This is a genomic window from Agrococcus jejuensis, assembly GCF_007679035.1.
Taxonomy (GTDB): Bacteria; Actinomycetota; Actinomycetes; order Actinomycetales; family Microbacteriaceae; genus Agrococcus; species Agrococcus jejuensis_A.
This window is the reverse complement of the sequence record NZ_VEFR01000004.1, coordinates 163,577-175,997: the sequence shown is the minus strand read 5'-3', so window position 1 is coordinate 175,997 and position 12,421 is coordinate 163,577. Positions and strand designations below refer to the sequence as shown.

Annotated in this window: 10 protein-coding genes; 5 read left to right on the top strand and 5 right to left on the bottom strand. The window is 75.3% G+C overall.

What is annotated here, in order from left to right; genetic code table 11:
• Nucleotides 1-79 precede the first annotated feature (79 nt).
• Nucleotides 80-1,780 (top strand): RNA polymerase sigma factor, encoded by a 1,701-nt coding sequence (locus FS793_RS13125; protein WP_186329515.1) that lies wholly within the window; start codon nucleotides 80-82, stop codon nucleotides 1,778-1,780.
• A gap of 230 nt (nucleotides 1,781-2,010) precedes the next feature.
• On the top strand, nucleotides 2,011-2,943 hold the full coding sequence (locus FS793_RS13120) for an ROK family protein (RefSeq protein ID WP_144721029.1): 933 nt from the start codon (nucleotides 2,011-2,013) through the stop codon (nucleotides 2,941-2,943).
• A gap of 44 nt (nucleotides 2,944-2,987) precedes the next feature.
• Here the strand turns inward: FS793_RS13120 and FS793_RS13115 are convergent, their stop codons facing one another.
• Nucleotides 2,988-3,638 (bottom strand): response regulator, encoded by a 651-nt coding sequence (locus FS793_RS13115; protein WP_144721027.1) that lies wholly within the window; start codon nucleotides 3,636-3,638, stop codon nucleotides 2,988-2,990.
• On the bottom strand, nucleotides 3,635-4,846 hold the full coding sequence (locus FS793_RS13110; RefSeq protein ID WP_144721025.1) for a sensor histidine kinase: 1,212 nt from the start codon (nucleotides 4,844-4,846) through the stop codon (nucleotides 3,635-3,637). The genes FS793_RS13115 and FS793_RS13110 overlap by 4 nt, the downstream gene beginning before the upstream one ends.
• Nucleotides 4,847-4,963: 117 nt before the next feature.
• On the opposite strand from FS793_RS13110, the gene FS793_RS13105 reads away from it, so the two are divergent.
• Nucleotides 4,964-5,740 carry a GAP family protein gene (locus FS793_RS13105; protein WP_144721023.1) on the top strand — a complete coding sequence of 259 codons (777 nt, stop codon included), beginning with the start codon at nucleotides 4,964-4,966 and terminating at the stop codon, nucleotides 5,738-5,740.
• Nucleotides 5,741-5,847: 107 nt separating this feature from the next.
• Nucleotides 5,848-7,659, top strand: coding sequence for an RNA polymerase sigma factor (locus FS793_RS13100; RefSeq protein WP_144721021.1), 1,812 nt, complete (start codon nucleotides 5,848-5,850; stop codon nucleotides 7,657-7,659).
• A gap of 73 nt (nucleotides 7,660-7,732) precedes the next feature.
• Here FS793_RS13100 and FS793_RS13095 read toward each other — a convergent pair whose 3' ends face one another.
• Together FS793_RS13095 and FS793_RS13090 are read right to left on the bottom strand one after the other, a co-directional pair.
• Nucleotides 7,733-9,394, bottom strand: coding sequence for a DEAD/DEAH box helicase (locus FS793_RS13095; RefSeq protein WP_144721019.1), 1,662 nt, complete (start codon nucleotides 9,392-9,394; stop codon nucleotides 7,733-7,735).
• Nucleotides 9,395-9,682: 288 nt separating this feature from the next.
• Complete coding sequence (locus FS793_RS13090; protein WP_144721017.1) at nucleotides 9,683-10,660, bottom strand: helix-turn-helix transcriptional regulator; 978 nt, start codon at nucleotides 10,658-10,660, stop codon at nucleotides 9,683-9,685.
• Nucleotides 10,661-10,700: 40 nt separating this feature from the next.
• On the opposite strand from FS793_RS13090, the gene FS793_RS13085 reads away from it, so the two are divergent.
• Complete coding sequence (locus FS793_RS13085) at nucleotides 10,701-11,861, top strand: epoxide hydrolase family protein (protein ID WP_144721015.1); 1,161 nt, start codon at nucleotides 10,701-10,703, stop codon at nucleotides 11,859-11,861.
• 48 nt (nucleotides 11,862-11,909) lie between these two features.
• On the opposite strand, the gene FS793_RS13080 is transcribed toward FS793_RS13085, so the two are convergent.
• Nucleotides 11,910-12,407 (bottom strand): heme-degrading domain-containing protein, encoded by a 498-nt coding sequence (locus FS793_RS13080; protein WP_222123761.1) that lies wholly within the window; start codon nucleotides 12,405-12,407, stop codon nucleotides 11,910-11,912.
• Nucleotides 12,408-12,421: the final 14 nt, after the last annotated feature.

Sequence of the window (12,421 nt, the reverse complement as noted above, 5' to 3'; positions counted from 1 at the left end):
ACTTCGGGGGACTAGTCTCTGCTTCCGGCCCGCCGCTCCATCCGGGTGCACGCGTCACCGGACGAGAGATGAGTGGCCCATGACCCTCGAGCTGCACGAGACCGCGGCGATCCGCGCCGTGCTGCGCGACGAGTGGGACGACCTCCAGCCACGACTGCTGGCCATCGCCCAGCGCGTCGTCCGCCGCCGCGAGGTCGCCGAGGACGTCGTCTCGGCCACGGTCATCGAGCTCATCGGCCGCGTCGACGCCGGCGAGGAGATCCGCGATCCCGCCGCCTACCTCGCCCGCGGCGTGCGCTTCCGCGCGATCGACGTCGTGCGATCGAAGGATGGGCAGGCGGTCGTGGGCACCGAGGTCGCCGACGACGCGCTCGCCTCGATCGCCGACACGCGCCTGGGCGCCATGGCCGTCGACGACCTCGACGCCCTCGCCCCCGTGCGCGAGGCGTTCGGCGCGCTCGCGCCGCGGCATCGCGAGGTGCTGGCGCGCACCGTGATCGATGACGAGCCGGTGAAGGATGTCGCCCGCGACATGGGGCTGTCCCCCAACGCCGCCGCCGTGCTGGCGCTGCGTGCTCGTCGCGCGCTGCGCAGCGAGCTGCAGGCCGTGCTCATGGAGCGCGCGGGCGGCGAGTGCGCCGTGCACGCGAGGTCGAAGGATCGCTCGGCGCTCGCGCACGTCGCCCGCTGCGAGCACTGCCTCGAGGTGCGCGGCGGCCGGGGCTTCGGCCGCTGGGTCTTCGCGGTGGTGCCGCTGCTCGTCGGCGGCGGCGCCGTCGCCGTCGCGCCGGCGAACGTCGCCCAGGCCGTGATCGGCACCATCGCGCGCAAGCCCGCGATCGCCGCCACCACCATCCTCGGTGCCGCGGCCGCGGCGACCGTCGTGGTCGTGGTCTCCGTCGCCGCGCTCACGCCGACGGATGCGGCGAGCGTCGCCGCGCCGCCGACCGCGGTCGCGCCCGTGACGCAGACGCCGAGCGCACCGTCGGCCGCCGACGAGGCACCCGTCGCCGCCGCTGACGAGGCCGCTCCCGCCGCTCCGCAGACGGTCGTCGTCGGAGCCGCAGCGTCGGCCCCCGTCGCCCGCACGCCCGTCGCGCCGCCGTCGCAGCAGGTGGCGCCGATCGTCGCGACGGCGCCCACGCCGACCGATCCCGCCATCGAGACGCCACCCTCGACGGAACGCCAGCCACCCGCCAGCGAGCCGGAGCCGCCGGTCGAGCCGGTCGACCCGGTCGACCCCGTGGATCCCGTGGACCCGGTCGATCCCGTCGACCCCGTCGACCCCGTCGATCCGGTCGATCCCGTCGACCCGGTCGATCCCGTCGACCCGGTCGATCCCGTCGACCCGGTCGATCCCGTCGACCCCACCCCGGTCCCCGTGCTCTCCGTGAGCGCTCCCCCGACCTGGTCGACGCCCATCCCGCTCGTCGCGACCTCGACGTTCACGATCGACGGGCTCGTGCCCGGAGCCGACTACGTGCTCACGGCGCCGAGCGACCTCGTCGCGAGCACCGTGGTGCAGTCCGGGCTCGCATGCGACCTGGGATCGTGCATCGCGACGGCGACGTCCGCGGTGCTCACGGTGGACTCCGTGGACCTCATCGTGCTGTGCACCGCGCCGCAGGCCATCACCCTCGCGCCGCAGAGCGCCGCGCAGTCGCCCATCACGGTCACGCTGCCCATGCTCGACGGCCTGCTGTGCCTCGCGCCGCAGGAGCCCGGCATCCCCGAGCTCCCCGAGGTGCCAGGACTGCCGCTCCCGCCGCTCATCCCCTAGCCCGGCCCCGACGACACGCCCGGGATGCGCCCGCCTCCGGGCGTCCGTCATGCTGAGGCGACCTCACACGTCTTCCCTGTGGCGCCCACGGGCGTCGGCCCGCGCTCCCGTGCGGGTCGAGTGGAGGGGCACGGGTCGGTGCCCCTCCGCTCTCGCACCGAGGCCGTCGCGGGTCGCCCTGGCCGGCGACCCGCGACGCACCGCATCCGTCGACACGGCAGGATGGTGCGGTGACTCTGCTCGGGATCGACGTCGGCGGCACCAAGGTCGCGGGCGTCGCGATGACCGAGGCCGGCGAGGTGCTGCACCGTTCGTGGCGCGAGCATCGCATCCGCTCGTCCGACGGCCTGCTCGACGAGATCGCCCGCACCGCCGACGAGCTGCGCGCCGCGCTGGCCGCCGCGGGGCAGCCGACGCCCGACCGCCTCGGGCTCGGCATCGCGTCGTGGCTCACGCCCGACGCGTCGACGATCGCGTGGGCGGCGCACTTCCGCATCCGAGACTTCCCCGTGCGGGATGCCGTGTCGGCGCGCGTCGGGCTGCCGGTGGTCGTCGACAACGACGGCAACGCGCACGGGCTCGGCGAGCACCGCTTCGGCGCGGGCCGCGGTGCGCAGTCGCTGCTGCTCGTGTCGCTCGGCACGGGCGTCGGCGGCGCGCTCGTCGTCGGCGGTCAGGCGCTGCGCGGCGCGCACGGCTTCGCGGGCGAGCTCGGGCACGTGACCGTCGTCGAGGACGGCCCGCTGTGCTCCTGCGAGGCGCACGGATGCCTCGAGGCGTTCGCAGGCGGTCAGGCGCTCGCGCGCGTCGGCATGCGCATCGCTGCGGCGCGCGACCTCGCCGGGGGCCTGCCCGTGACGGCGAAGCACCTCGTGGATGCGGCGCTCGCCGGCGACCCCGCATCCATCGGCGCCGTCGGCGACGCGGGCATCGCGATCGCGGCGGCGCTGCGGCGCATGCTGCCGGCATTCGACCCCGAGATCGTCGTGCTGGGCGGCTCGGTCGGCATGGCGGCGCAGTCGATCCTGCTGCCGATCATCGAGCAGGAGCTCGACGCGCTCGCGCCGTTGCAGTCGGTGCCGCAGCCGCGCCGCATCGTGCCCGCGGCGCTCGGCCGCTGGTCGACGGCGATCGGCTCGGCGAGCCTCGCCCTGCAGGGTTGAGGGCTTCGGTCCGATGCGAGGTCGCATCGGACCGAGACCCTCGACTACACGAGGCGAGCGTCGCGCGCGATGACCGCGGCACGCATGCGCGAGGGGGCGCCGAGCTTCGCGAGCACCCGCGAGACGTGGGTCTTGATCGTCGGCTCCCCGATGCCGAGCCGGTCGGCGAGCTGCGCGTTCGAGAGCCCCTCGCCGAGGCCCACGAGCACCTCGCGCTCGCGCACCGTGAGGTCGTCGACGCCCGCGGGCACCGCAGCGGGTGGTGCCGGGGCTGCCCGCATGCGCTCGAGCACCCGCATCGTGACCTCGGGGGCGAGCACGCCCTCGCCGGCGGCGACGCGGCGCACGCCCGCGATGATCGCCTCGGGCTCGGCGGTCTTCAGCAGGTAGCCGGATGCGCCGGCGGCGAGCGCGCCATCGACGTGCTCGTCGACGTCGTAGGTCGTGAGCACGAGCACCGCGACGCCGAGCGCGACGACCTCGGCGGTCGCGGCGATGCCGTCGAGGCGCGGCATGCGCACGTCCATGAGCACGAGGTCGGGGCGCAGCGCCGTCGCCTGCTGCACGGCGGCGCGACCGTCTGCCGCCTCGCCGACGACCGCGATCGATGGATCCGCGGCGAGCACCGCCGCGATGCCCGCGCGCACGGCGGCGTGGTCGTCGGCGACGACGACGCGCACGGTGGGCTCGGTCATGCATCCACCTCCGCCGCGGGCACCTCGACGCGCACGACCCAGCGGCCGTCGCGCGCCCCCACGCTGCCCGATCCACCCACGGCGCGCCATCGCTGGGCCATGAGGGCGATGCCGAGCCCGTTGCCGCCGGCGGTCGCCCCGGGCACGAGCGCGTTCGACGCGTCGAGCGCGGCGACGCCGTCGGCGATCTCGACGCGCAGCCGCACGGGCTCGCCCGGCGCGTGGCGCGCGGCGTTCACGAGCGACTCGCGGGCGATGCGCATGAGGGCGTGGGATGCGGCGGTCGCGATCGCGTCGGGCGGCACGTCGACCCGGGCGTCGAGGTCGACGGCGAACCGCTCCGCGTCGCGACGCAGCACCTCGGCGTCGTCGATGCCGACGGCGACGGCGTCGTCGTCGCGTCCGGTCGTGAGCACGCCGATGAGCTGCCGCAGCTCGTCGAGCGCCTCGACGCTCGACGAGCGGATGGCTCGTACCGCCGTCGCCGTCGCGTCGTCGGCCGGAGCGCGCGCCGCGAGGGCCGCCGACTGCAGGGCGATGGCGGACAGCCGCGCCGCGAGCTCGTCGTGCAGCTCGCGCGCCATCGCCGTGCGCTCGCCGCGCACGGCGCTCTCGCGCTCCGCGTCGGCGGCGCGGGCCACGGCATCCGCGCGGGCGGTCTCGGCGGCGAGCAGCTCGTCGCGCTGCCGCACCGACAGGCCCCACACCGTCGGTGCCGCGATGAGGAGCGCGAGCGACAGCGCCAGCTGCAGGCCGCGCACCGGGTCGACGTCGCCGGTCGCGAGCCATACGCCGACGAGCACGAGGCCGACCGCGACCGCGATCGCCAGCACGACGCGGCGGATGCGCGCCCGATCGTCGAGCATGGCGGCGTAGATCGCGTCGAAGAACGCGAGCACGGGGATGAGCGACAGCGACCCCGTGACGGCGGCGACGTCGGTCACGACGATGACGCCGGCGCCCGCCACGGCGACGATCGGCACCGCACGCTTCGCGAGCAGGCACCCGGCCGCGCCGACGACGAGCACGTACGACATCCACGGCAGACCGAGCGGCAGCGCGGGATCGACGGGGTAGCCGTACCCGAACGCGGTGCCGGCGATGCCCGCGGCGAGCGCGAGCGCGGCGATCGCCACGACGCCCAGGCGCGATCGGTACCGCACGAGCGGCAGCACGTACTCGTCGAGCGGTGGTCGGCGATCGGCCATGCGTCCATCCCAGCACGCCCGGGGCGATGGCGGGTCATCCGATCGACGGATGCCGGGGCGCGACGCATGCGACCTTCCGCCGACGCGCGGATGGGGCGGGCACGCGAGCGTGGAGCCATGGACCTTCCCACGATCGGCACGCTCGTGCTGCTCGCGCTCGCCGACTCGACGAGCTTCGGCACGCTGCTCATCCCCATCTGGCTGCTGCTCGCGTCGACGCGGCCGAGCGTGGCGCGCATGCTCGCCTACCTCGGCACGGTCGCGGGCTTCTACCTCGTGATGGGCGTCGTGCTGTCGTTCGGCGCGCGACTGCTGCTCGACGACGTGCAGGCGTGGCTGGCGTCGCCGGTGGGCGGCGGCGTGGTGATGGCCGTGGGCGCCGCGCTGTTCGCGGGCTCGTTCTGGCTGTCGAGCCGTGCGAGGGCTCGGCAGGGCGACGGCCCACCCGAGCGCATCCTGCGCTGGCGGGATCGTGCGCTCGACGCGGAGTCCGGATCCGTCGCACCGCTCATGACGCTCGCGCTCGCGGCGACCGCGATCGAGGTCGCGACGCTGCTGCCGTACCTCATGGCGATCGGCATCATGGATGGCGCCGATCTGCCGCTGCCCGTGCACGGCGCCGTGCTGGCCGCCTACGTCGTCGTGATGGTGCTGCCTGCGCTCGTGCTGCTGGGCGTGCGGCTCGTGGCGCATCGCCGCATCGAGCCGTGGCTGCAGCGCGTGAACGACTGGCTCATGCGGCAGGCCGGCGAGATGACGTCGTGGATGGTCGCGATCGTGGGCTTCCTCCTGCTCCGCGCCGGTGCGGACGCGTTCGGCGGCATCGGGGTCGTCGCCGACACGGTCGCCGACGTGGTGCGGCAGGTCGTGCGCGGCCTCGTGCCGATCGCGTGATCGGGCGCGCGGCTGGCCGCGCATCCTGTCCCCCGCCCAGACGCTTCGCCGCGCGCAGGGTTACCATCCAGCACCACGTTCGCCCACGCATCGAGGCAGGAGGCACCGTGACGACCGCGCACCAGGGGTTCGAGTCGCTGCTCGGCCGCGACTGGGCCGCGGTGCGCTCGCGGCTCGACGCGCTCGCGCAGCGCCTCGTGCGACGCGCAGACGATGCCGAGACGATCGTGCTGCATGCCATCGACGTGCTCGACCCGTCGGACTACGCCCACGACGAGGCCGGCGCGCGCGCCGCGGTGGATGCCCTGCGCCGATCGGTGCGTGACTCGGCGGCCGAGGCGCTCGAGGTGGGCGCGAGGCCGACGGTGCCGATGTCGATCGACGAGTCGACGCTCGCGGCGTTCGACGTGCCATCCGCGGATCCGTCGGCGGTGTCGCCGATGCGCGAGGCGCTCGGCGCGCTGCCCCAGCTGCAGCGCGACGCCGTGCTCGCGCGCGTCGTCACGGGCTATCACGCGTCGGAGGTCGCCGATGCGCTCGGCGTCGACCACCGCACGGCCGCGGCCGCCATCCGCGCCGGCCGCCGCGCGCTGCGCACCGAGGTGCGCGCGGTCGTGCTCGATCGCGCCGGCGGCGAGCACGCGCGATTCGCGAGGTCGAGCACGCCTGCCGCTCGCGCGCACGTCGCGGCCTGCACGCTGTGCAGCGACGTGCGGCACCCCGCCCGCGCGCGCGCCGACGTCGACGGCGAGCCATCGGCGCGCGTCGTCGAGACGGCACGGCTCGGGATGACGGGCTCGGGGGCGGTGGGGCTCGGCGCCGTCGGTGCCGCATCGAGCGAGATCGGCGCCGACGACGTCGCCGACGCCCCGCTCGATGCCGCGCCGGCGGTGGCCGTGGCGTCCGACTCGGACGACCGCGAGACCGACGCCGTCCCGGAGACCGCCGCCGAGGCCGAGGCCGAGGGCCCCGGGGTGGAGGACGTGACGGTGGCCGTGCTGCCCGAGGCGGCGGCCGACGCCGTGGTCGAGTCGCCGGACGCCGAGGTGGAGGACGCTCCACCGACGAGCCCGGAGTCGCCGAACGCCTCGTCGACGGCCGCGGCCCCGGCCGCCCCGTCGGCGGAGGCAGCGCGGTCGCACGACGACGGCGACGACCGCCCGGACGACGCCGACGACCGCGCAGACGCAGCCGGCATCGCGGCGCTCGCAGCGGCCGGCGCAGGCGACGCGTCCATGGCGCCGACGCCCGCGGTCGCGACCGACGACGACCCTGCCAGGGCGACCGCATCCACCCCGTCCGACGTGGCCGCACGACGTCGCCGCAGGCGCCGCGGCGCCGTGACCCTCGCAGCGCTCGCGGTCGCAGCGACCGCGATCGCCGCCGTCGCGGTGTGGGGCGGTGGGCTGTCGAGCCTCGGTGGTGCGCAGGACCTCGACCCGGGGGCCATCACGCCGACGTCGGACGGCGCCGAGCCCGTCGGCGACGACACGACGCCCACCGAGTCCGACGGATCGGCCGATGCGCCGACGCAGCCCCTCATGCCGGGGAGCACGACGCCGGCCTGGGCGGAGGGCGACGGCTGGGCGACGCCGGCGCCCACGAGCACGACGACGCCCGCGAGGAGCTCGACCACCGCGCCGACGGCTGCGGCGCCGACGACCGTCGCGAGTCCTGCTCCCGCTCCCGCGGCGACGACCACGCAGTCCCCCGCGCCGGCACCGGCACCGGCGCCCGCGCCGTCGCCGACCCAGACGCAGGCGCCGGCGCCTACGCCGACCCAGCCGCCTGCCGAGCCGACGCCCTCCGATGCCGGCGACGGCGGCGTGCTGCCGTCGATCCTGCCGACGCTGCCGCCGATCCTGCCGACCCTGCCGAGCATCCCGCCGCTGTCGCTGCCGTGGGTCCTCGCGGTCTGAGCACCCGTCGCACGACGAACGCGCCGCCACCCGCGAGGGCGACGGCGCGTTCGATCGTGCTCCGTGGAGGGCGTCAGCCCTGCGCGCGGCCGGAGCGGCGCGAGCCGCCCGAGCCACCCGCGCGGCCGCCGGAGCGACCCTGGCCGCCGGAGCGGCCGCCGTCCTGCAGCGAGCCGCCGCCGCCCGACGACCATGCGACCGACGAGCCGCCGCGCGGGGCGCCGCCGTCGCGACGCGCGCCGCCCTGGCCCTGGCCGGCACCGCGGCCGCGACCCTGGCCGCCCTCGCCGCCGGTGCGCTCGCGGCGCTGCTGCTTCTGCTCGGGGCGACCCGAGCGGTCGCGACGCGGGCGACCGGCGCCCTGCGACTCGCCGCCTGCGGCGGGGCCGCCGGCCGAGCCGCCACGGCCGCCACGGCGCGAGCGACCGCCGCCGCCGCCCTGCTGCTGCGGGATCTCGTTGCCCGAGCCGGGTCCGCCGGGCACGGGCTCCACGATCGGGGCGACCTCGCCGACGAGGCGCGTCACGGCATCCGACGTCGCGGTCACCTTCTGCGGCTGCACCGCGATGGCCGCCTTGCGCAGCAGCTGCATCGTGTCGGAGCGCTGCGCGGGCAGCATGATCGTGGCGACGTCGCCCTCCGAGCCGGCACGCGCCGTGCGGCCCGAGCGGTGCAGGTAGGACTTGTGCTCGAGCGGCGGCTCGACGTGCACGACGAGCTCGATGTGGTCGACGTGCACGCCGCGCGCGGCGACGTCGGTCGCGACGAGCACCTTCACGGAGCCGTCGGTGAACGCGCCGAGGTTCCGCTCGCGCGCGTTCTGCGACAGGTTGCCCTGCAGGTCGTGCGCCGGGATGCCCCACGCGGTGAGCTGCTTCGCGAGCTTCTTCGCCTGGTGCTTGGTGCGCGTGAAGAGGATGCGACGACCCGTACCCGATGCGAGCGTGCGCACGAGCGCCATCTTGTCGTCGGCGCCGACCTCGAACAGGTGGTGCGTCATGGCAGCGACGGGCGAGTTCGCCTCGTCGACCGAGTGCATGACCTCGTCGTGCAGGAAGCGCTTGACGATCTTGTCCACGCCGTTGTCGAGCGTCGCCGAGAACAGCATGCGCTGGCCCGACTGCGGCGTCTTGTCGAGGATGCGCGTGACGACGGGCAGGAAGCCGAGGTCGGCCATGTGGTCGGCCTCGTCGATGATCGTGATCTCGATGGCCTCGAGGCTCGCGATGCGCTGCTTCATGAGGTCGTCGAGGCGGCCGGGGCAGGCGACGACGATGTCGACGCCGTTCCGCAGCGCGGTCTCCTGCGGGCCCTGCTTCACGCCGCCGAAGATCGTCGTGACCGTGAGGCCGGCGGCGTCGGCGAGGGGGCGGATGGTCGCGGCGATCTGCGTCGCGAGCTCGCGCGTCGGGGCGAGCACGAGGCCGAGCGGCAGGCCCTTGCGACGGCGGCCGCCCGAGAGCTCGCCCGCGAGGCGCTGCACGAGCGGGATCGCGAACGCGAGCGTCTTGCCCGAGCCCGTCTTGCCGCGGCCGAGCACGTCGCGGCCCGCGATCGTGTCGGGCAGCGTGTCGGCCTGGATGGGGAACGGCGTGGGCCGATCCATGCCGCGCAGGGCCTCGAGGAGGCGCGGGGCGACGCCGAGGTCGGCGAACGACGGCAGGTCGCGCTCGGCCGGTGCGGGGGTGGATGCGGGCTTGGAGCCCGCGATGGACGTGGGAGTGATGGTGCTCATGGCTTCGTCTCTGGCAGCGCTGTCGCATGCCGTGTCGGCCCACGCGCACGCTGGGGCGTGCCGATGGGCGGTGGGCGTCGTCGCGTCGGAAGGGCGATCGCGACGGTCGTCGCGTTCGTTCGCCGCAGTTCCGAGCCCGGCTGCCCTGCCGATGAGATTCGGCGGATGCTTCGGGCGCGTCCACGACGCAGGCGAGCGTGAACCGCTCGCAGGTACCCCTAGCCTAGCGCGCCGGACGTGCCGAGCGCATCCGAGCCTCTGTGCCGTGGGCGATCGGGGGCCGAGCGGTCACCGCTGCGGGCTCCGTGCGGCGGCCGCGGAGAGTCTCGCGCCGACGGCTGCGACCGCGTCGCGCAGGGCAGGCGGGTCGACGACGGAGAAGTCGAGACCCGAGACGCCCAGGTAGACGGCCGCCGTCTCGAGGTCGTCGGTGCCGAAGACGAGCTCGGTGCGATCGTCGGCGATCGCCTGCGCCTCCGCGACGTCGGGGCCGTACCGCGCGCGGGCGTCGACGAGCGACGCGTGCACGACGACGCGGCACCGCACCCGGTACGGCGCGGTCGCGATCGCGCGGTTCGTGAAGCGCTGCACGGCGTCGTCGGGGATGTCGCGCACCGCGAATCCAGCCGCGAACGGCAGCACGGGCTCGAGCCGATCGAGGCGGTACGTCCGCCATGCCTGCTGCTCGGCGACGTACGCGAGCACGTACCAGCGCTCGGCGGTGTGCACCATGCGGTGCGGCTCGATGGTGCGGGTCACCGCCGTGCCGTCGTGGCGGACATAGCGGATGCGCAGCCCGCGGCGCTCCCGGATCGACCTCGCGACCGTGACGACGGTCTCGACGGGCACGGTCGCCGCGCCAGCCAGCTCGACGACCGACCCCGCGACCGCGGCGATCCGCTCGCGCGCCTCGTGCGACAGCGACCCCTCGAGCTTCGCGAGCGCGCCCGCCGCCGCCTCCTCGAGCCCGCCGATCGCGCCGTTCACGGCTCCGCGCAGGCCCACCGCGATCGCGACGGCCTCGTCGGGACGCAGCACGAGCGGCGGCACCGAGGAGCCGGCCCCCAGACGGTAGCCGCCGATGGCACCACGCGTGGCCTCGACGCCGTAGCCCAGCTCGCGCAGGCGACCGACGTCGCGGCGCAGCGTGCGCTCGGTCACGCCGAGCCGCGCGGCGAGGTCGGGGCCCGTGCCGCCGCCGCGCTGCAGCAAGACGAGCAGCTCGAGCGCCCTCGCTGTCGCATCCACGACGAAAGTCTCGCGCATCAGGACGTCTGCTGTCCGCATTCGACGATGGACTGGGGTCATGGACACGAGCACCGACGCCATCCGCCCCCTCACGATCGACATCCCCCAGGCCAACCTCGACGACCTGCACGAGCGCCTGCGCCGCACCCGTGCGGCGAGCCCGCTGCCCGACGACTCGCGCGCCGTCGGCGTGCCGCAGGCGCACCTCGACCGGCTCGTCGCGGCGTGGCTCGAGCTCGACTGGCGCGCCGTCGAGGACCGTCTCGACGCGTTCGACCACGTCGCGACCGACATCGACGGGCAGACCATCCACGCCGTCCACGCCCGATCGCCGCACGCCGACGCGACGCCGCTCGTCATCACCCACGGGTGGCCGGGCTCGTTCCTCGAGCACCTGGGTCTCGTCGAGCGCCTCACGCGGCCCGAGCTGCACGGCGGCTCGATCGACGACGCGTTCCACGTCGTCATCCCGTCGCTGCCCGGATTCGCGTTCTCGACGCCGCTCTCGCCCGAGGCTGACGTGTCGACGACCGGCATCGCTCGCATGTGGGCCGAGCTCATGACGCGGCTCGGCTACGACCGTTTCGTCGCGCAGGGCGGCGACATCGGCGCCGGCATCGCGCCCGAGCTCGGTCGCATCGCACCCGAGCGCGTCATCGGCGTGCACGTGAACGGGGCGCTCGGCGCATTCGTGACCTCGGAGCACGCGGACTCGCTCGGCGAGCTCAGCGACCTCGAGCGCGACCGCATCGCACGCGTCGACGCATTCATGCAGGACGAGCTCGCCTACATCGCGCTGCAGAGCACGCGTCCCGCGCTGCTCGGCGCGATGCTCGCCGACTCCCCCGTCGCGCAGCTCGCATGGATCGTCGACAAGCTGCAGGCCTGGTCGTGGCCCGAGGAGGCGCCCGCGGAGGACGTGCTGGGCCTCGACTTCGTGCTGGCGAACGCGTCGCTGTACTGGTTCACGGCGTCGGCGGGCACCGCAGCGTTCGTCGGCTACGCGCAGCCGCAGGGATGGGGTGAGACGGCGGAGATCTCGGGGGTGCCGACCGCGGCGCTGCAGCTCGCGCACGACATCGGCATCCGCGCCGCTGCCGAGCAGGAGAACCGGATCGTGCGGTGGACCGACGTCGACCGCGGCGGGCACTTCGCGGCGCTCGAGGAGCCCGAGCTGCTCGTCGACGACCTCCGCGCGTTCGTCGCGTCGCTGCGCTGACGGCGGCCGCTCGCGGCCGACGGAGGCGGCGGCAGCGGCTCGCGGCCGTCAGCCGCGCGGCGCCGCGAGGTAGGTGCGCACGATCGAGGCGACGAACGCGTGGTCCTCGAGCTGCGGCAGCCCCGAGACGCCGACCGCGCCGACGACGCCCGCACCTCGCACCGCGATCGGCAGCACGCCGCCGTGCGCCGCGTGCGTCGCCGGGTCGAGACGGGCCTCCGCGAAGTCCTGGCCGCGGGCGCGGAAGCGCTCGCCAACGCCGAGCGACGACCGCTGGAAGTGCAGCACGACGTTGGTCTTGCGCTCGAGCCAACGGTCGTTCTCGGGCGTCGTGCCTGGCAGGGCCGCGTGGAAGACGCGCTGCCCGTTCACGACGATGCCGATGACGACCGGGAGCTCGCGGTCGAGGGCCGCCTCGCGCAGCATCACGCCCAGCCGCCAGGCGTCGCCGAGGTCGAAGCGCTCGAAGACGAGCTCGGCCTCGTCGCGCTCGACGATCGCGCGCAGCTCGTCGCTGCCGTGCGGGGGCATGTCCTCATGGCTCATGGTCCCCATCCTCG